At 62.8% G+C, this 20,431-nt stretch carries 14 protein-coding genes; 8 read left to right on the top strand and 6 right to left on the bottom strand.

Features of this window, described 5'->3' with window-relative positions; all coding sequences use genetic code 11:
• Positions 1–105: 105 nt before the first annotated feature.
• Both ACWHRL_RS13215 and ACWHRL_RS13220 read right to left on the bottom strand, forming a co-directional pair.
• Positions 106–1,539: an aminotransferase gene (locus ACWHRL_RS13215; RefSeq protein ID WP_447894022.1), complete on the bottom strand. Its 1,434-nt coding sequence runs from the start codon at positions 1,537–1,539 to the stop codon at positions 106–108.
• A gap of 70 nt (positions 1,540–1,609) precedes the next feature.
• Positions 1,610–3,106 carry an NAD-dependent succinate-semialdehyde dehydrogenase gene (locus ACWHRL_RS13220; protein ID WP_447894023.1) on the bottom strand — a complete coding sequence of 499 codons (1,497 nt, stop codon included), beginning with the start codon at positions 3,104–3,106 and terminating at the stop codon, positions 1,610–1,612.
• A 379-nt stretch (positions 3,107–3,485) separates the two neighbouring features.
• On the opposite strand from ACWHRL_RS13220, the gene ACWHRL_RS13225 reads away from it, so the two are divergent.
• Positions 3,486–4,700, top strand: a complete 1,215-nt coding sequence (locus tag ACWHRL_RS13225; protein ID WP_447894024.1) for a GGDEF domain-containing protein — start codon at positions 3,486–3,488, stop codon at positions 4,698–4,700.
• Here ACWHRL_RS13225 and ACWHRL_RS13230 read toward each other — a convergent pair.
• The 4 genes from ACWHRL_RS13230 to ACWHRL_RS13245 form a co-directional block, all read right to left on the bottom strand.
• A complete protein-coding gene (locus ACWHRL_RS13230) occupies positions 4,697–5,173 on the bottom strand; it encodes an Lrp/AsnC family transcriptional regulator (protein ID WP_447894025.1) in 477 nt (158 codons plus the stop codon). The genes ACWHRL_RS13225 and ACWHRL_RS13230 overlap by 4 nt on opposite strands.
• Positions 5,174–5,181: 8 nt before the next feature.
• Positions 5,182–6,213 carry a N(2)-acetyl-L-2,4-diaminobutanoate deacetylase DoeB gene (gene doeB, locus ACWHRL_RS13235; RefSeq protein ID WP_447894026.1) on the bottom strand — a complete coding sequence of 344 codons (1,032 nt, stop codon included), beginning with the start codon at positions 6,211–6,213 and terminating at the stop codon, positions 5,182–5,184.
• Positions 6,214–6,248: 35 nt separating this feature from the next.
• The gene (gene doeA, locus ACWHRL_RS13240; RefSeq protein WP_447894027.1) at positions 6,249–7,448 is read right to left on the bottom strand and encodes an ectoine hydrolase DoeA; all 1,200 of its coding nucleotides are present in this window, start codon (positions 7,446–7,448) and stop codon (positions 6,249–6,251) included.
• A 204-nt stretch (positions 7,449–7,652) separates the two neighbouring features.
• Entirely contained in the window at positions 7,653–8,657 is a 1,005-nt protein-coding gene (locus tag ACWHRL_RS13245; RefSeq protein ID WP_447894028.1) for a DNA topoisomerase IB, read from the bottom strand.
• A gap of 134 nt (positions 8,658–8,791) precedes the next feature.
• Here ACWHRL_RS13245 and ACWHRL_RS13250 point away from each other — a divergent pair, with 134 nt between their 5' ends.
• The 7 genes from ACWHRL_RS13250 (at position 8,792) to treY (ending at position 20,412) form a co-directional block, all read left to right on the top strand.
• The gene (locus ACWHRL_RS13250; RefSeq protein ID WP_447894029.1) at positions 8,792–9,727 is read left to right on the top strand and encodes a 2-hydroxyacid dehydrogenase; all 936 of its coding nucleotides are present in this window, start codon (positions 8,792–8,794) and stop codon (positions 9,725–9,727) included.
• Between the two features lie 94 nt (positions 9,728–9,821).
• Complete coding sequence (locus tag ACWHRL_RS13255; RefSeq protein ID WP_447529602.1) at positions 9,822–10,535, top strand: hypothetical protein; 714 nt, start codon at positions 9,822–9,824, stop codon at positions 10,533–10,535.
• Complete coding sequence (locus ACWHRL_RS13260; RefSeq protein WP_447894030.1) at positions 10,536–11,468, top strand: lysine exporter LysO family protein; 933 nt, start codon at positions 10,536–10,538, stop codon at positions 11,466–11,468.
• A gap of 468 nt (positions 11,469–11,936) precedes the next feature.
• A complete protein-coding gene (gene glgA / locus ACWHRL_RS13265) occupies positions 11,937–13,622 on the top strand; it encodes a glycogen synthase GlgA (RefSeq protein WP_447529604.1) in 1,686 nt (561 codons plus the stop codon).
• Positions 13,623–13,635: 13 nt separating this feature from the next.
• Positions 13,636–15,450 (top strand): malto-oligosyltrehalose trehalohydrolase, encoded by a 1,815-nt coding sequence (treZ, locus tag ACWHRL_RS13270; protein WP_447894031.1) that lies wholly within the window; start codon positions 13,636–13,638, stop codon positions 15,448–15,450.
• Positions 15,447–17,603 (top strand): 4-alpha-glucanotransferase, encoded by a 2,157-nt coding sequence (gene malQ, locus ACWHRL_RS13275; RefSeq protein WP_447894032.1) that lies wholly within the window; start codon positions 15,447–15,449, stop codon positions 17,601–17,603. The genes treZ and malQ overlap by 4 nt, the downstream gene beginning before the upstream one ends.
• Positions 17,596–20,412 carry a malto-oligosyltrehalose synthase gene (gene treY / locus ACWHRL_RS13280; RefSeq protein WP_447894033.1) on the top strand — a complete coding sequence of 939 codons (2,817 nt, stop codon included), beginning with the start codon at positions 17,596–17,598 and terminating at the stop codon, positions 20,410–20,412. The genes malQ and treY overlap by 8 nt, the downstream gene beginning before the upstream one ends.
• Positions 20,413–20,431 lie beyond the last annotated feature (19 nt).

Consider the following 20,431-nt stretch of genomic DNA (forward strand, 5'->3'; position numbering starts at 1 on the left):
GTACACCTCGTTTCAGAAAATTGAACCGTGTCTTAAGCGTAGCCTGCTTGGCAGGAAACAAAAAAGCCGCTCCCAAAGTAGCGGCGTTCGAACGAGGTCAGCGGCTCAAACGGTAAACGCCGCTTCCTGATCGCCGGTTTTGAGATCCCCCGAGCGGGTCAGCTCGTCGGTGACGCGGTCGACGGCGCGCCTGGTGCGCTCGATCACCTCATCCACCTCTTGGCGGTTGATGGTCAAAGGCGGCGCGAAGCCGAGGATATCGCCCTGGGGCATGGCCCGGGCGATCAGGTTCTCTTCGAGCGCGGCGGCGGCGACCCGCGGGCCGACTTTCAACGCCGGGTCAAAGTGCAGGCGCTCGCGGGCGTCTGGCGAGAACTCGAGGGCGGCCATCAGGCCCACGCCGCGCACGTCGCCCAAAAGCGGGTGGCCTTCGAACGTGGCCTTGAGCTGTTGCTGGAAGTAGCTGCCGGTTTCTGCGGCGTTACCCACCAGGTTCTCGCGCTCGATGATGTCCAGATTGGCAAGCCCGGCCGCACAGCCCAAGGCGTGGCCCGAGTAGGTCCAGCCGTGGCCGATCGGGCCGAACTCACCGGTTCCCTGTTCGAGCACTTTCCACACCTTGTCACCAACGATCACCCCCGAAAGCGGCTGGTAGGCGCTGGTCAGCCCCTTGGCGATGGTGACCAGATCCGGCTTCATGGCGTAGTGGTGGCTGCCGAAATCCGAGCCGGTACGGCCAAAGCCGCAAACCACTTCGTCGGCGATCAAAAGCACATCGTACTTATAGAGCACCGCCTGAATCGCCTCCCAATAGCCTTCCGGCGGCGGCACGATACCGCCGGTGCCCAGCACCGGCTCGCCGATGAAGGCCGCCACGGTCTCCGGGCCCTCCTCCAGAATCATCGTCTCGAGTTTCTCGGCGCAGTACGCCGAGAATTCACGCTCGGTCATGCCGTGCTGCTCCGCGGCGCGCAGGTAATAATGCGGCGCCTCGGTATGGCGAATGGTGTCGATGGGCAGATCGAAGTGGTCGTGAAACGCCTTCAAGCCGGTCAGCGACCCGGACGCGATGCCGGAGCCGTGGTAGCCGCGCATCCGCGAGATCACCTTTTTCTTCTGTGGGCGGCCCAACACATTGTTGTAATAGCGCACGATCTTGAGCTGGGTTTCGTTGGCATCACTACCGGACATGCCGTAGTAAACCTTCGACATGTTCATGCCGGCGGCTTTCAGGATGCGCTCGGAGAGTTCGATCTGCGGCTCGTTGGCGTGGCCCACGTAGGTGTGGTAGTAGGAAATTTCCATCGCCTGCTTATAGATCGCCTCGGCGATTTCGGTGCGTCCGTAGCCGACATTCACGCAATATAGCCCGGCGAAGCCGTCGATGAACTCGCGGCCATCCTTGTCGACGATGTTGATGCCCTGACCGCCGGTGATGACCCGGCCCGGGGCGTCGCCCTGGGCGAAATCCTTGAGGTGAGTCGAGGCGTGAAACGTGACCTTACGGTCACGCTCGATCAGATCCTGGTGCAAGCTCATGGCGTTCTCTCTGAAAAAAAACAACCTCCCCACAAGGGGAAGGTCTTGTTAATGGGTCGTCAGCCGTCACTTAGCTTCCGGAAACCGAGCCCAGCGCCCCGAGGCAGTAGTATTTGGTTTCGAGGTACTCGTCGATACCGGTGGTGCCGCCCTCGCGGCCAAGACCGGACTGCTTCACACCGCCGAAAGGCACCGGTGGGCCGGTCATTTTGACCGAGTTGACGCTGACCATGCCGTACTCGAGCGCGCGCATTAGTTTCCAGATGCGGCGGATATCGTGGGTATAGACGTAGGCCGCCAGGCCGTACTCGGTGTCATTGGCCATGGCGATGACCTCGTCGTCGCTGGCGTAGGCCGTGATACCGGCAACCGGGGCGAAGTTCTCCTCGCGCCAGACCTTCATCTTCGGCGTGACACCGGTGAGCAGTACCGGCATGAAGTAGTTCTCGCCCGGCGCATCGTGCTGGTCGCCGGCCACCAGGGTGGCGCCCTGGGAGATCGCGTCGTCGACGATGGCGGCGGCTTTCTCCACCGCCTGGCGGTGAATCAGCGGGCCCAGATCGGTCTCGCTGTGCAGCCCGTTACCCACGGTGAGTGCGGCCATGCGCTCGGTAAACTCGGCAACGAAGGCGTCATGGATCGATTCGTGGACCAGAATGCGGTTGGCGGCGAGACAGTCCTGCCCGGCGGTCTGGAACTTGGCGGCCACCGCCGCGTAAGCGGCCTCTTTCGGGACCATGTCCGGGCCGACGATAAACGGCGCGTTGCCGCCAAGCTCCAGGGAAAGCCGCTTGACGGTGTGGGCGCTTTGCTCGATGAGAAGCCGCCCGACCCGGGTGGAGCCGGTAAACGAAAGCGCGCGAATGCGCGGTTCGCTGCACAGTATTTTGGAAACCTCGGCGGGCTCGCCCAGCACCACGTTGAAAATGCCGGCGGGAATCCCGGCGCGCTCGGCAAGCTCCGCCAGCGCCAGCGCCGAAAACGGCGTCTCGTTGGCGGGTTTGATGATCACCGGGCAGCCCGCAGCCAGCGCGGCGGCGGCCTTGCGGGTGATCATCGCCAGCGGGAAGTTCCAGGGGGTGATCATCGCCGCGATCCCCACCGGCTCCTTGATCGTGCCAAGCGTTGCGTTGGGAATATGACTGGGGATGGTCTCGCCGTAGGTGCGTTTGCCCTCTTCGGCGAACCAACGTACGAAACTGGCCCCGTACTCGACTTCGCCCCGGGCGTCCGGCAGCGGCTTGCCCTGCTCCAGAGTCATGATCATCGCCAGGTCTTCGCGGTGCGCCTGGATCAAATCATACCAGGCAAGCAGCCGCTCGCAGCGCTCGTCGGCGCGCAGCAGGCGCCACTGGCCGAAAGCATTTTCCGCCGCGTCCACGGCGGCGGTGACCTGGCGGGCCTCGAGAAGCGGAATATGGCCAATGGCCTCGTTGGTGGCCGGGTCGAGCACGGCCTCTTCGCGCCCGCCCTTGCCGTGGGTCCATTGACCGTTCACGTAGGCGTACTGGCGGAAAAGACGCGGGTCCTCCAGTCGTTTGGCAAGCGTTGTCGATAGCGTGGTCATGAACATCTTCCTTAAGCCGTCTCGTTTAAAGCACGGCCTGGCTGCGCGTGAACGATCGGCAGGCGACGCAAAACGTGTCGCCTGCTGTCATTCAAGCCTAAGGAAAAGCGCACACGAAGTGTTTTTGAAAACCCGCACATCGAACGGCCCTTTTTTTGCCAGGCCCTGTATTAACGTCTCTTTTTTTGGCGAGCACACTTCGCGAAGGATCGAAAGCAATTAAAACGCAGGTTTCACGGATATAACCAAGCCATGATCAGCGCTATTTGGTGCTAATATCCCCCAAGGGCTCTCAGTCAAATTTACCAGCCCCTGGATTAGTAATTTCCCTTTCTCTTCGCGCGGTAGCTCAGAAAAGCGATAACTCTACGAGATCACTGTGTACCGACTGCCCTACTTCCAGCTGCTAGCCCAGACCAATGGCACGACCACGGTAAAAGAGCGTTACGATATCGACCGCAACGACCGGCGGCTTCGCACGTTGCGCCTGCTCAGCGCACTGCTGACGATTTTTTACTTCTCCTATATTCCCGTGGACATCTACTTGCTGTCGGACACCGGCCTGCGCTCGGCGATCATGCGCTTTGTCGTGGCCATACCGCTGGCCACCTTTATGTTCTGGTATCTGAAGCGCCCCGTTTCCATTCGCCACAAGGAGCTCGCCAGCACCATCATGGTCAGCCTGGCCTTGCTGATATGGTGCTTGAGCCTGCTGGGCACCAGCGACCCCCGCGTGCTGCACTACTTCTATGCGGGGCTGGTGTTTCAGCTCGCGTTGGCCATCGTGCTGGCCCATCCGTTCGAGTACACCCTAGGCGCCTCGCTCTTCATTTGCGTATGCCTTTACACCGTCATCTGGTTTTTACCCGGCGCAAATACGGAATACGTGATCAATCACCTGGTGGTGGGCGTGCCCACCGTGATATTGACCCTCTTGGCGAACTACCGCTTCTCGACGGAATCGCTGCAGCTCTATTTACAGCACGCCAACGCGGAAGAGCTTCGCGTCGAGCTTGCCAAGCGCAACGAGACGCTGGACCGCCTTTCTCATGTGGACCCGTTGACCGGGCTCGCCAACCGCCGGGGGCTGAACCGGCACGCCGCTTCGCTAACACGCAATCGGCGCGTACCGGACAAGTTCGCGGTGGTCATCTTGATCGACGTGGACCATTTCAAGGCGTTCAACGACGCCTACGGCCATGACGAAGGCGATGCCTGTCTGCAACAAATCGCCCGGGCCATTCAAAGCGCCTGTGGCCCGCACGATACGGCCTGCCGGTACGGCGGCGAAGAGTTTTTGGTCCTTCATACCGATAGTTCGGACAGCGCCAAAGCGGGCGCCTTGCTGGCCGAGCAGATCCGGGCCGGCGTCGAAGCGCTCGCGATCGTCCACCAGGCCTCCCACACGGGGTACGTGACGGTCAGTGTGGGCGTCTGCACGGGGAGTCTGGAGCACGGCGAGGGGTTACCCCATTTGATCAAAGCCGCGGATCAAGCGCTTTATACCGCGAAAGGTGCCGGGCGCAATCGGGTGGGGGAAGGCTCTTACGGCGACGCGGACGATATTCAGCTGTCGCTTCTAAGCGACGATTAGAGGATATCCGCGGCGTCGATCTCGACCGCCCTTTTCTTCACCGTCTTGGTGACGATGTAGGTAAAGTAGCGCTCGATACCGGCATCGGAGACCAGCCATCGGTCCATCAGCCGCTGGTAGCTGTCGATCGAGCGCGCCTCGAATTTCACCAGGTAATCGACGCCGCCGCCCACCGCGACGCACTCGGTGGCCTCCGGCGTTTCCTGCACCAGCGCCTCGAAGCGCGTAAAGCTCTCCGCGTTATGCGCTTTTAGCTCGATCTGTACCCAGACCGTATTGCGCGGCACCAGCACGTCCGGGTTGATGCGCGCGGTATAGCCCTCGATCACCCCCGCCTGCTCCAGGCGCTTGACCCGCTCCCAGCAGGGGCTGATCGAAAGATTGATCGCCTCGGCCAGCTTGGACTTGGTGATGCGCCCATCCCGGCCGAGGATATCGAGGATTTTCAAATCGAAGCGGTCGAGTTTTAGCACGCGCTGACTCACGCCTCCAAACGGTCGACGACATCGGCGATCACCGCCAGCGTGTCTCCCATATGGATCAGCGACGGGGCGCGCCGGGCCATCAAAATGCCGTCGCGCTCGGCCTGGTAGGCCACGGGCTCGGTACCGCTTCGTGACATATCATAAACGTAGGCAATGGTCTGGCCTTTTTTCACGGCATCGCCCAGCGCCACGGTCAGCTCCAACACGCCTTCATGCTGGCTCTGTACGTAGCAGCTCGCATCGGGCATATCGAGATAGACCTGGCCATCTTTGGGCATGGCGACCTCGCCCGACACCAACCCGTAGTGAATCAGAAAGTTGCGCACGCCCTGCTCGGTGATCGCCATGCTCTGCGGCGTGGAGGTGCCGCCGCCGCCAAGTTCGGTGGCCACGAACGTTTTGCCCTGGCGCTCACAGGTGGTATCGAAGAGTTTCTCGGCGTCGAGCTCGAACATCACCATGGCGTAGGGCGCGCCAAACGCCTTGGCGCCCTCGAGCGCGGCCTGCTGCTGCGCTTTGTCATCCAACACGTGGGAGGCGGCGAAGGGCAGAATGTCGAGCGTGCGCCCGCCGGAGTGCAGGTCCAAGACCACGTCACTCATGGGGACCAGCACGCGGGTAAAGTAGTCGGCAATTTGCGCGGTCACACTACCGTCCGGGTTGCCGGGAAAGCTTCTGTTCAGGTTGCCCTTGTCCATCGGCGAGGTGCGGGTGCCGGCCATCACCGCCGGCGTATTCATGCAGGGCACGATGATGACCCGGCCGGTTACGTCTTGCGCTTTCAGCGCGCTGGAAAGCTTGAGCAGCGAGGTAATGCCTTCGTATTCGTCGCCGTGGTTACCGCCGGTCAAAAGCGCAGTGGGGCCATCCCCGTTTTTGACCACGGTCACCGGGATCATCACCGCCCCCCAGGCCGAGACGTCCGTCGAGATCGGCAGCTTCAAGAAACCGTGCTGAACGCCGTCGGCCTCGAAGTCGACGGTGGCGGAAACCGGGCTTGGCCGTTGCATATTCGTCTCAGAGCTCATCACTGTATCCTTGGTCGATTCGTTCATCGGCGGCGTTACTTGACGAACAGCTGGCGCGGAAAGTTCGCCAGTGTCTCGCAGCCGGTTTCGGTAATCAGAATGCTTTCGGTGATCTCCAGGCCCCACTCGTCGACCCAGAGACCGGGCATGAAGTGGAACACCATGCCGGGCTTTAGAATCGTTTCATCCGACGGTCGCAGGCTCATGGTGCGCTCGCCCCAGTCCGGCGGGTAGGAGAGCCCGATCGAGTAGCCGCAGCGCGCCCCGCCCCGGTCAAAGCCGTACTTGTCCATCGCCGCGCCCAGGGCCATGGCGATATCCGCGGTGCGGTTGCCGGGTTTGGCCACCGCCAGGCCGTTTTCGATTCCCTCCAAAAGCGCGGATTCGGCGCGGATGAAATCCGTCGGCGGCGTGCCTAGAAACACGGTGCGCGACATCGGCGCGTGGTAGCGCTTGAACACCCCGGCGATCTCGAAAAAGGTGCCCTCGCCTTTACGAAACGGCGTGTCGTCCCAGGTCAGGTGCGGGGCGGCGGCGTCCTTGCCGGTGGGCAGCATCGGCACGATGGCCGGGTAGTCGCCGCCGAAGACCTTGCCGGTTTCGTCCACGAACCCCTCGATACCTACCCGGTAGATTTCGGAGACCAGCTTGCTTTTGGGAAGCCCGGGCTCGACGACCTCGATGATCCGTGAATGCATGCCCTCGACGATTTTCCCCGCCACGCGCAGGTAGGCGATTTCCTGGGGGGACTTGATGGCCCGGCACCAATTGACCAGTGCGTTGGCGTCCATGAAACGCGCGTGAGGCAGCTCGCGCAAAAGACTCTGGTACGCCTTGGCGGAGAAGTAGTAGTTGTCCATCTCCATACCCACCACGCCGGTGTGCCAGCCGCGCCCGGGCATCACCGACTGGGCCAGATACTCCATCGGGTGCATGTCCGGGTTTTGCACGTAGTAGTCGGGGTAATAGGTGATGTTGTCCGGGGCGATCCAGCAGGTGCGAAGCGCTCCGTTGGCGTCCATACGGCGGCCGAACCAGACCGGCTCCCCTTCCAGACCCACCAGCACACACTGATGCACGTAGAACGACCAGCCGTCATAGCCGGTTAGCCAGGCCATGTTGGAGGGGTCGCTGACGATCAGCACGTCGATGCCGCGGCCGGCCATTTCTGCGCGCACCTTCCAAAGGCGATTGGCATACTCTTCGCGAGTGAAAGGCAGGGAAACCTCATTCATCGAGTAACTCGCCCTTAAAAATCACTAAAAACCAGCTTGCTGGGCCAATGCAGCGACAGCTTTGGCGCGAGCGCCGCCAAAATGTCGTCTTCAACCGATACTAGCACCCACCCTTGGCTACCGGTCAAAGCCTTTATCAAAAACCCCTTTGGGGCGTGAATCGATGCCCACCAGGGGGTTAGAGAAGACGTCCACCGCTTGGCGCTACTTTTTACGCGCAAGGCGGCTCTTCAAAAGTTCGAGGACGGCACGCTCGTCCGGGCCGGTCAGGTCGTCGTGTTCGAGCTCGACGTCGACCAACTGACGAAAGTTTTCCAGCGTCTGGCCATCCAGGTAGCTCTCCACGATCCGCGGGTCGATATAGCTCGCCTTGGCGATACTCGGCGTATTGCCCAGCGACTTGGCGACCTTTTCGACGGCCTGGCGCACGTTCTTTTCGCTGATTTTTTCATCGTCGTCGATGCCCACCTCTTCAAGGGCCAGGGCGGCGATCGAGGTGCCCGCCCAGGTGCGAAAATCCTTGGCACTGAAGGCTTCGCCCATTACCTCGTGGATATAGTCGTTGAGATCATGGCTATCCACGCGCACCTTGTTGCCGTCTTCGTCGAAGTATTTGAAGATTTCATAGCCTGGCGTGTCGTCGAGCTCGGCCACCACGCTTGCCAGGCGTGCGTCCTCGACCACCCGGTGCTGGTCCTGGCCACTTTTACCCCGGTAGTCGAAGATCAGCTCGTCGCCGTCGATGGTCAAGTGCTTGGAGCGCATGGTGGTCAGCCCATAAGAGTCGTTTTGCTGGCGGTAACGCTCGCTCCCCGGACGAAAATAGGCGCTGTCGATCAGGCGCACCATGCAGGCCAACACTTTCTCCCGGGGAAGGCCCTCCTGGAGCAGGTGCTGACCGGTCACCCGGCGCATCGGCGTAAGCTTTTGGGCGAAGGCGATCATCCGATCGAACTTCTTCGCCTCGCGCTTCTCACGCCACTTGGGGTTGTAAACGTACTGCTTGCGCCCGGCGTCGTCGCGCCCGGTGGCGTAAATGTGATGGCGCTTGTCGAGCGTGATCTCGACGTCCCGCCAGGCCGGCGGAATGGCAAGCGACTTGATCCACTCGCGCCACTGGGTGTCCTTGAGCGTTTCACCGTCTTCGGTGCGGTAGGTAAAACCCTTGCCACTGCGTTGGCGGGTGACTACCTGGGCGCTGGTCGTCATGCTGGATCTCCTTTCCCGATGGCGAAAGCGCGCCTTTGAGCGCGCGCCGGGGCACGGCCGCCTCCTTGCAGCCCTTACCCCACTTAACCCATGATAGCTGGTAACCCGCAACATGCGATTTCGAGGAGCGCTTCATGAAAATAGTGGTACATACCGACCAGGCCCAGCAGTGGCAAGCCGCCCTTTTAGAGGCGTTCCCGAAGGACACCGTGCTCACAAGCGACGCCCCCAAAGCGGATCGCCTCGGCGCCGACTACCTGGCGGTCTGGAAAGCACCGGGCTATTTACTGGCCGAGCAAACGGCGCTCAAGGGCATCATCAACCTGGGCGCCGGCGTGGATCATCTTTTGAACACCCCCGAGCGCCCCGCCAATGTGCCGATCGTCAAACTGCGCGATGCCGGCATGGGTGAGCTAATGGCCGACTACGTGCTTTACGGGGTATTGCACTTTTACCGCAGCATGGACCGCTACGCGGCCCAGCAGCCCAGCGCGCAGTGGCAAACCCAGGAAGTCGTGGAGAAATCGCAGTGGCCGGTCGGCGTTTTGGGCCTGGGCGCGATCGGCCGTTCGGTGGCGGCGGCGCTTTATCAGTCGGGCTTTCCGGTGCTTGGCTGGAGCCGCTCGCCAAAGGAGTTGAAAAACGTTCGCTGCCTGCACGGCGAGGCGGGCCTCGATGAGCTTTTAAGCCAGGTACGCAGCGTGGTGACCATTTTGCCGGACACCCCGGCGACCCGGCATATTTTAAACGCCGAGCGTCTTCATCGACTGCCAAAAGGCGCCAGCGTGATCAACCCGGGCCGGGGCAGCTTGATCGACGAAAATGCGCTGATCGAGGCGCTGGGCGAGGGCCAGGCGCCGGGGCATCTACGCGGGGCGCTACTGGATGTGTTCGAGCAGGAGCCGCTGCCCGCCGAGCATGCCCTGTGGCAGCATCCGCGTGTTATTATTACGCCGCATATGGCGGCCCCCACGCCGCTTGTGGATGCCATCGACCAGGTCATCTCCTACCTTCACGCCTTCGAGGATGGAGAGTCACTCGCCACGGTCAACCCGGATGACGGCTACTAGCGCACGCCAGATGCCCATAATGAAAGGCCTGACGTGAACGAAGTGCCTGGTTCGAGGCTCTTAAGGACGATTTGCACACAAAGGAGTGGAACCTGTGCCCCGTATTTTGAAAGCGATGTCCAACCCCCGGCGAATCGGCGCGTTGCTGCTCGCTGCCTTGGGTATGGGAAGTGCCCATACCGCCGTCTCCAGCGAAGAGACGGGCTTCAACGATCCGCGCCCTTTTGAAGCGCGCTACCGCCTCGAGGTTCGCAACTGGCCCAGCGCCACGGTGCGCCATACGCTAAGCCAGGAAGGAGGCCACTGGTTGAGCAGCATGCGCTTTTCCGTCGCCGTTGCCAAAGGCGAGGAGCGAAGCCGCTTTACCGCTGACGATGACACCACCCGTTCGCTTTTGTACTCGAGCAGCTACTCGCTGTTCGGCGTGGGCGACAGCTACCAACTGGGTGAAAGTGAACTCACGGCACTCGACCGCCAGGCCGCGCTGTTCGACCTTTCCCGCCGCGCCGGCTCTGAAGAGTGCACCCAACGGGCGCCCTGCGAACTCGAGTTTCTCGATCATCGCGGCCGCGACGAACATTTTCAGTACTATACCAACGATACCGCCACCGTTGACCTGCCCGCCGGCAAGTTCGATACCCAGAGCGTGACGCTTACGGATGTCGAGAAACCCGACCGCCATATGGAAATCAGCTTCGCCCCCGAGTGGCCCGGGCTGATTCTCTCGGTGGAATATGTCAAGGACGGCCGCCGGGATACCACCATCACGTTGACCGAGTTCACCCCAAGCGATGGCGCCGCCCCCTAAATGCTCACGGGTTTATTGATCGTTCTACTCCCCCTGATCGGGGGCTACCTGGTGCGCGTTCGCTCACCCTACCTCCAGCACCTGATCAACCGGGGCGTTAGCGCTTCGGTGTATCTCATTTTGCTACTGATGGGCATAAGCCTGGCCGGGCTCGAAAACCTGACCGGCGAGCTTTCGCGCCTGGCCGCAAGTGCCCTGACACTTTTCAGCCTTACCACCGTGTTCAACCTGGCAGCCCTTGGGTGGCTGTCGCGCCGGATGACACTCAAGGCCGGCACCTCACCGGTGGTCAAGGATGCGCCGGCCAGCAAGCTTGCCGCCATTCAAGGGTCGCTGTTGCTGCTGGTCACGGTGGTGGCCGGGGTGGCCGCCGGGCTTTTGCTCGCCCCGGTTCTGGGCCGCGGCGTGTTCGCCACGGCGGATACGCTGGCCGAGTGGGCGCTTTACGCGCTGCTTGCGCTGATTGGCTGCCAACTGCGCAACTCCGGCATGGCGCTCAAACAAATTCTGCTCAACCGGCTGGGGCTTGCCATCGCGGTGACGCTGGCCGCAAGCTCGCTGCTGGCCGGGGTTGTCGCCGCCCCGCTTCTCTCGCTAAGCGTGAGCGAAGGCCTGGCCATGGCCTCGGGGTTTGGCTGGTATTCGCTGTCCGCCATTTTGATCGGCGACCAGCTGGGGCCACTGCTGGGCGGCGTTGCATTTTTCAACGACCTGGCCCGGGAGCTTCTGGCGTTTATCTTGATCCCGCTGATCATTCACCGCCACGCCGCACTGGCGATCGGGTTTGGCGGCGCCACTTCGATGGACTTCACTTTGCCGGTCATCCAGCAGCACGGCGGCGTGGCCTGCGTGCCGGTCGCGGTGGTCAGCGGATTCATTCTGTCGCTTCTGTCCCCTCCCCTGATACTCTTTTTTCTCTCGCTATCCCCTTAGGCTCTTTGCCCCACGGCGCCCCACCTCCGTGGGGCAAAGTCCCGATATCTTCCAAGCCGAAGGTTTTGTATCGGACTTTTCACAGCGGACCTTGCAAATCATCGCCCTGCTTTATTCTTTCACTCCCTTCCTGCCCTCGAATTATTTTGTCTTCGATTTAAAAAAACAAAAACTTCAGCCCCTATCGAATGCTAACCGGTGTTAAAAAAAGTACTTTAACGTCATGCATTAAAAGCATTTATATTAATTCAACCAAAGAGATCGCTAAGTATAAATCAATAAAACAAGCAACATATTGGTTAACCAACGTTATGGATAGCCAAAAGCTTACAGCTTTATTATTTATTTCGACTAAAGTAATAGAGAAACCCGCCACAGAGCTTGGCGCGGGCGGCCGACAGGAACGTCGCCGAGATAATGAGTTATCTAATCCAACAGTATCTACCATGATAACCGGGGAGGTTGAGCATGGACGAGGGGGTATTGGGCAATAAAAACAGTCATAAAGTCGAGTCTAAAGCGAGTTTAAAAAGAAACTATCAAACGCCAACATCTTATAAAATAAACACTTCTTTGAATACTCACTTGAAGACGAAGCGTTATAACTCAGAAAAAAATGTCATCGGACGACATCGAACAACTTCAGATAACACTTCGATTACCCGCCGCCCACCGTTTGACGATTCGCCCTCCAAATCAATACTTTTCGTTACCACCGAGATGAGCGACTTCGTCAAGGTGGGTGGGCTGGGGGACGTTTCGTCGGCCCTGCCTCGGGCCCTATCGGCACACCACGATGTCCGAGTACTGATTCCGGGTTACCGCGATATCCTTACCGCCGATGTCGTGATCACGCCGGTCGGCGAGCTTGCCGCCTTCGCCGACTTGCCGGCGTGCAAGATCGGCCAGATCACCTGCCGCGACGGTCTGATCGTCTACGTCCTGCTCTGCCCGGAACTCTTCGATCGCGAAGGCACGCCCTACGGGCGCGGCTCCAGCGGCTACGGCGATGGCCAGGACACCGGCTGGGCGGATAACGACATCCGCTTCGCCCGGCTCTCCAAGGCGGCGGCGGATATCGCCCTGGGCCTGGCGGGGCTCGATTGGCAGCCCAAACTGTTGCACCTGAACGACTGGGCCTGCGGCCTCGCCCCGGCTTATCTGCATTGGCAGAACGCGCCGGTGCCTTGCATCTTTACGATTCACAACCTGGCCTATCAAGGGCTTTTCGATGGCTCCCGGCGAGCGGCGCTGGGCATTCCAGAGCACGCCTTCAATATCGATGGCGTCGAGTATTACGGCGATCTCTCCTTCATGAAAGCCGGTATCAACTATGCCTCCCGCGTCACCACGGTGAGCGCCACCTACGCCCAGGAGATCACCACGCCCCAATTCGGCTGCGGGCTGGACGGCCTTCTTCGCTGCAAGGCCGATCAGGGGCGCTTGAGCGGTATCCCCAACGGTATCGACGACTCCTGGGACCCGCGCACCGACAGCCATCTGATTCAGGCGTTCTCCTCCAACGATTGGCGCGGGAAACGCGCCAACGCCGATTACGTACGCCTGCGCTACGGGCTATTACCGGGTGCCGGGCCGCTGTTCGTGGTGATCTCGCGTTTGGTTCATCAAAAGGGGCTGGATCTTACCATCGAGGCCACCAAGGCCATCGTCGAGGCCGGGGGGCAGATCGTTTTCATGGGCTGCGGTGAGCATGACGTGGAGCAGGCGCTTCGCGCGCTGGCGCGGCGCTATCAAGGTGCTGTGGCCGCCTATATCGGCTTCGACGAGTACCAGGCGCGCTGTTTATTCGCTGGCAGCGATTTTCTGCTCATGCCCTCGCGCTTCGAACCCTGCGGGTTGAGCCAGATGTACGCCCAGCGCTTTGGCTCGCTGCCCATCGCCCACCGCACCGGTGGGCTTGCCGATACCATCGAGGACGGTGTGACCGGTTTTCTGTTCGACGACATGCAGTTCGGCAGCTACATGCGCGCCATCCAGCGCGCCTTCGCCGTACATAAATGCACGGACCTTTTTAACGCCATGCGCGGCGCCGCCATGACCGGACGCTATCACTGGCGCCAGTCCATCATTCCCTACACCAGGCTCTATCAGCAGGCCATCGAGGCCGAACGCATCACGACGCAGCGTCTTTGAAGGAGTCGAAGCGATGCATGAACGCAGTCAGCGCCCCGCCCTGGGGGCCAACGTGCTCGACGACGGTCGAACGCGATTCGTTCTGTGGGCACCGGATGCCGAACAGGTCGAACTCGAGGTACAAGGATTCGAGCGTGTCACCATGGCAAAAGAGGCCAATGGTTGCGTCAGCGCCGAGCTTGCCTGTGGCCACGGCGCGCGCTATGGCTACCGGCTCGTCACGCCGGCAGGCTCGCTGAACGTACCCGACCCCGCCGCCCGGGCCCAGGCGGGGGATATTCATGGGCCGAGCGTGGTGATCGACCCGGCCCACTACGCTTGGCGCCACACACAATGGCGGGGCCGGCCCTGGCGAGAAACCGTGCTTTACGAGCTTCATGCGGGCGCACTCGGTGGGTTCGACGGCGTGCGCGCGCACCTGGGCCACCTGCAGACGTTGGGCGTCACCGCCATCGAGCTGATGCCGGTGGCCGCCTACCCCGGCACGCGCAACTGGGGGTATGACGGCGTGCTGCCCTACGCGGTTCAGGGAAGCTACGGCACACCCGACGAGTTGAAAGCGCTGATCGACGAGGCCCACGGCCTGGGGCTCTCGGTCTTTCTCGACGTGGTGTACAACCACTTCGGCCCGGACGGCAACTACCTGGCCCACTACGCCGCCGGTTTCTTTCGCGACGACGTCGACACGCCCTGGGGCCCCGCTATCGACTTTCGCGAGCCCATGGTGCGCCGCTTTTTCATCGACAACGCCCTGATGTGGCTCACGGAGTACCGTTTGGACGGGCTGCGCTTCGACGCCGTGCACGCCATCGGCGAGCAGGATTTTCTGGTGGAACTCGCCGAGACGATTCACCGCGTGATCCCCATTGACCGCCACGTGCACCTGGTGCTCGAAAACGAGGCCAACAGCGCCTCGCTGCTCGAAGCGCCGCTATTCACCGCGCAGTGGAACGACGACTGGCACAACGTGATGCACGTTCTGCTAACCGGCGAAAGCGAGGGCTATTACGGCGACTTCACCGAGGCGCCCACTCAGCGCCTTGCGCGTTGTCTTAACGAGGGGTTCATCTACCAGGGCGCGGCCTCGCGCCACGGGCGGCCCCGAGGCGAGCCCAGCGCTCACCTTGCCCCCATCGCGTTCGTGGCGTTTTTGCAAAACCACGACCAGACCGGCAACCGGGCGCTGGGCGAGCGCCTTAGCGTGCTCGCCGACCCGGATGCGCTGGCCGCGGCCACCCTCTTGCTGCTGCTGTCGCCCATGGTGCCGCTTTTGTTCATGGGCGAAGAGTGGGGCTCGAAGCGCCCGTTTCTCTTTTTCACCGATCACAACGAAACCCTGGCCGAGGCGGTGCGTGAAGGGCGCCGAGCGGAGTTCGCCGACTTCGCCGCATTCAAGGAATCAAAGGCTCGCGAGCACATCCCCGACCCCAACGCCCCCGATACCTTCGATGCTTCCTTGCCGGATTTTCAGGCGCGAACGCTACCGCCCCACCACGCCATCCTCGAGCGCTACCGCACGCTTTTATCCCTGCGCCATCTCCAGATCGTACCGCGCCTGGAAGGGGCAAGATCGCTGGGGGCCGATGTTCTGGGCGACAAAGCCGTACTCGCCCGCTGGCGTCTGGGCGACGGCGCACAGCTGGTGATCGCGATTAACCTGGGTGAGACCGACGTGGAGAGCACAATGCTTGAAAGCCAAGCGCTTTGCCTGGAAACGCATTTATGCGAAAGCCGCGACGGCGTGGCAAGCACCGCCGAGACGGGCCGGCTGCCACCGCGCTCGGCGGCGGCGTGGCTGATGACCGGCGAACACGGAGACACGCCATGAATACGCCCCTTCAGGATCTTGCCCAGGCGGCGGGGCTGCTGCTCGAGTGGGAGGACAGCGATGGCGCCGCCTGCCGACTCTCCCAGGATGCCCAGCACCGCCTGCTCGATAGTCTTGGCTTTGCCACCGACTCCGCCGCCGCGATCGCCGAAAGCCACCGGCGCCTGAATCAACTAAGCGCTGGGCAAAGCCCGAATGACTGGCCGCCACTGATTACCGCGGATGTCGACGCCCCCACCCCGCTCCCTTCGTCGCTTGCCCCGGGCACCCCATTCGCCCTCGTTCTGGAAAGTGGGGAGCGCCGTGAGGGGACACTCGATGAAACCTCTCGCGTGCCCGCCATCGACGCGCCGGGCTACCACCGGCTGACGATCGAGCGCGCCACGCTCACCCTGGCCGTAGCGCCGCCGCGCTGCTTCACCCCGGCGGATGCAGCCCAAAGCGCTGCGCCACGGCTTTGGGGCGCAGCGGTTCAGCTCTACGCACTGCGTCGGCCCGGCGACGGTGGTATCGGGGATCTCGAGGCGCTCGTCCAAAGTGCTGCCCAGCTTAGGGAGCTGGGGGCGGACGCCCTGGCGATCAGCCCCACCCACGCCATGTTCAGCGCCAATGTGCATCACTACAGCCCCTACTCCCCCTCCAGCCGGCTACTGTACAACGTGCTTCACTGCGCCCCGGAGACGCTGCTGGGCGAGACCGCAGTCGCACGCGCCAAGGCGCATGGTCACACGCAACTAAAGCTTGCCTCCCTCGAAGCCGAGGCGTTCGTTAACTGGCCGGAGGCGGCCCGGGCCAAGCTTGGCTGGCTGCGCTTTCTGTACGATGACGTCATCAACGGCGATGACCCGCAAGCGCGGCAATGGCGCGACCAGTTGCAGGCGTTTCGCCAGGCCGGCGGCGAGGCGCTCGAACACCACTGCCGCTTCGAGGCCCTTCAACAGATCAACGGCCCCGGCGACTGGCACGCCTGGACAGAGGCCTTGCGCGATCCGCAAAGCGATGCGGTCACGGCCTTCGCCCAACGCCATACCCTCGAGATCGGCTTTCACGCCTTTCTCCAGTGGCTCACCGCCGAGGGGCTCGAGCGCGCGCATCAAAGCGCCCGACACGCGGGCATGAGGGTCGGGCTGATTGCCGATCTGGCGGTCGGCGTCGACCCGGCGGGCAGCCAGACCTGGAGCCGCCCGGGGGAGATGCTCGACGGCCTTTCGATCGGCGCGCCGCCGGATCTGTTCAACGCCGACGGGCAGGACTGGGGCCTTGCGGCCTTCTCGCCCTGGGGGCTCGTGCACTCGGGCTTTCAAAGCTTCATCGACATGCTGCGCTGCGGTTTCGCCCACGCCGGCGGGCTTAGAATCGATCACGTTTTGGGCCTGCAGCGCCTGTGGCTAGTGCCCGCGGGCGCTTCACCAGGCGCCGGTGGCTATCTGCGCTACCCGCTAAAGGATCTGCTGCGCCTGGTCGCGCTGGAGTCCTTTCGCCACCAGGCGATCGTCATCGGCGAGGATTTGGGCACCGTGGCACCGGACTTTCGCGAGGCCCTCGCCGCCCGGGGCATTCTCGGCATGCAGGTGCTTTGGTTCGAGCAAGACGACCAGCAGCGCTTTTTGAGCGCTGACCGGTGGTCCGACGCCGCGCTTGCCACCACCACGACCCACGACCTGCCGACGGTAGCGGGCTGGTGGGCGGGCCGCGACATCCAGTGGCGAAGCAAGCTTGGGCTCTTGAAGCCCGACCAAAGCAGCGCAACCGAAGAGGCTGCCCGCAAGTTCGAGCGGGCGCGCCTGGCGAGTACTATCGGGCTTCTCAGCGCCTCGTCTGCCCCTGGCGCGCTTGCCGCCGCCGACATTCCCGCCACGCGGGTGATCGATGCTTGCCTTGACCACCTGGCCGCCACCTCGGCACCGCTGGTGCTGATTCCCGTCGAGGACATTCTGGGTCTGGAGGAGCAGCCGAACCTCCCCAACAGCGGCGAGCAGCACCCCAACTGGCGCCGCCGCCTGGCCGCCGACAGCCCGTCGCTTTTCTCCTGCCCACAAACACGCCAGCGTCTCGAGCGTCTTGCCTGGGTTAGGCGCCAGCGTCCCATCGAGGCGCCGTCGTCCGAAGTTGAGCCTAAAACCGCGCCCAGTAAGGGACCTTTCCATGAATGAGATTCGCGCAACGCTTCGGCTCCAGTTTCACAAGGGCTTCACGCTTTGGGATGCCGAGCGTTTGGTGGCGCACTTCGCCGCGCTCGGGGTGAGCCACCTCTACGCCTCGCCGCTTCAGGCCTCGCGCGCGGGCTCGCCTCACGGCTACGACGGCGTCGACCCCACGCGTATCGACGACGAAGTCGGTGGCGAAGCGGCGCTCACGGCGCTGGTCGAAACGCTTCGCGCCCACCAGATGGGGCTGGTATTGGATATCGTGCCCAATCATCTCGCCGTGGGCGGCTCGGAAAACCCCTGGTGGCAGGATGTGCTGACCTGGGGCGAGCAGAGCGCCTATGCCGGGTTTTTCGATGTCGACTGGGATTCCCCCGACCCGCTGTTGAAAGGCAAGCTGCTGGCGCCGTTTCTGGGCGCGCCCTACCAAGAGACGCTGGCCGCCGGCGAGCTTAGTCTGTGCTTTGACCAGGGCGGCTTTCACGTTGCCTACCACGAGCACCGCTTTCCCATCGACCCGCGCCATTACGGCGACATCCTGCGCTTCGCCGAGCACAGCGCGCTTCATGAGCAGGCCGCGTTTTTCGACTCCCTGGCCCATAAAGCGCCCCCGGCCCTGCAGGCGGGCCAGGCCTGTGCCCAGTTGAACCACGTGCTCGACGCGCCGGACGCCCGCGCCTGTCTCGAGGGCGTACTTGCGTTATTCAAGGCAAGCGACCCGCATGGCATGACCCGGCTGCACGCGCTGCTTTCGCGCCAGCACTACCGGCTGGCCTACTGGCGCACCGCCAGTGACGAGATCAACTGGCGGCGCTTTTTCGATGTCACCGAGCTTGGCGGGCTACGTATCGAAAACCCCGGGGTCTTCGACGCCGTGCACGCCCTGCCGCTTCGCCTGGTAAAAGAAGGCTGGGTGGATGGCCTGCGCATCGACCACGTCGACGGGCTGGCCGACCCGCGGGGCTACTGCCTGCGCCTGCGCAGCCGGCTGGACGCGCTGGAGGCGAGCCGACCCACCGAGGCGCCGCGGCGGGTGGCGCTGTATGTCGAGAAAATTCTCGGCGTCGGTGAAACGCTGCACACGGATTGGGGCGTGGACGGTACCAGCGGCTACGAGTTCATGAACGAAGTGTCGGGGCTCATGCACGACCCGGCGGGGGAGCAGCCGTTTCGCGCCCTGTGGCGCGACGTTAGCGGCCGCGCGCTTACGTTCATGGAGGAAGTACGCCAAGCCCGGGGCGAAATCCTCACCTCGTTGCTGGCAAGCGAATACGCCGCCTGCGCCCGGGCGCTTCACGCGGTGGCCCGCGCCGGTCTTTCGCACCGCGACATCACGCTGGGTTCTATACGCCGGGCGCTGTACGCCCTGGTGGTGCACTTTCCCATTTACCGCAGCTACGCCGACGACAGCGGCCGCCCCCCGGCAGACGAGGCGTTTTTCCAGGAGGCGATGGCCGGGGCCAGACGCGCGTTGAGCCCACCGGATCGCGACACCCTCGAGGCGCTGGCGCGCTGGCTGGGGGGCGATGCGCCCCGAGGCTGCGCCGACAAGGCCGAGCGCGCGCTCAGAAACCGCGCCATCGTGCGCTTTCAACAGCTCACCTCGCCGGTGGCCGCCAAGGCGGTGGAGGATACGGCGGGGTATCGCAGCGCCGCGCTGATATCGCGAAACGATGTGGGTTTCGACGGCGAACACTTCCACCATACGCCGGCGCGCTTTCACGCCGCCAACGCCCTGCGTGCCCAGGCGTTTCCATCTGCCATGGTGACCACCGCCACCCACGACCACAAGCGCGGCGAGGACGTTCGCGCCCGGCTTGCCGCATTGAGCGAACACGCCCCGCGCTTCACGCGTCTTGTGGGCGAATGGCGCGCCCTGGCCGCGCCCTTGCGCCAGACGTTAGAGGACGGTGTGGCGCCTTCGCCTGGCGATGAACTGCTGCTTTACCAGATCATTGTCGCCGCCTGGCCGCCCACCCTCGCCCCCCGGGACGCCCAAAACACACAGGACACCCAAGCCATGGCAACGTTTATCCAGCGGCTGGGCGAGTGGCAACAAAAGGCGCTGCGCGAGGCAAAGCTTAAAAGCCACTGGCTTTGGCCCAACGATGCTTACGAGCAGGTGTGCCGGCGCTTTCTAGAGGGGCTTCTCACCACGTCTGCACTACGCGACGGCCTTCACCACGCGGCGCGAATGCTCGATCTGCCCGGCGCGGTCAACGGCCTGGCACAAACGACGCTGCGCCTGAGCGTACCCGGCGTCGCCGACCTTTATCAGGGCAACGATTTCTGGGATTACAGCCTGGTCGACCCGGACAACCGCCGCCCGGTGGACTACGCCGCGCGACAGGCCGCGCTTTCAAGCGCCCCGGCTCTAGAGCAGGCGCTAAAAAGCTGGCCGGACGGGCACATCAAGCAATTGGTGACGGCCAGGCTCTTGGCCCTTCGAGGCCGCTATCCGGCGCTTTTTTTAAAGGGCAGCTATCAGCCCCTTTTGGCCAGCGGCGAACACGCCGAGCGCGTGGTGGCATTTCTTCGCCGCTATAACGGGCAAACGCTGCTGGTGGTGGTCCCGCGCCTGAGCGCGGCGCTGCTGGATTCAAGCGAACAGCCCCTGCCGCACTGGGGCGACACGCGCCTTGAGGGCTTGCCGGGGCGCTGGCGTAGCGTACTGACCCAGGCAAGCGTGGCATCCCAGGGCGAGAAGATCGCGCTTGGCGAGCTGCTGTCCACGCTGCCGGTGGGGGTATTTCTAAATGAAGATAGTTCGGCGGGTGACGGCGACGCGAACGCTTTCACCCCCGATGAGCAATGACAGCGCGCGAGGCGCAGGG

The sequence above is a fragment of the Vreelandella sp. GE22 genome (genome assembly GCF_968212445.1).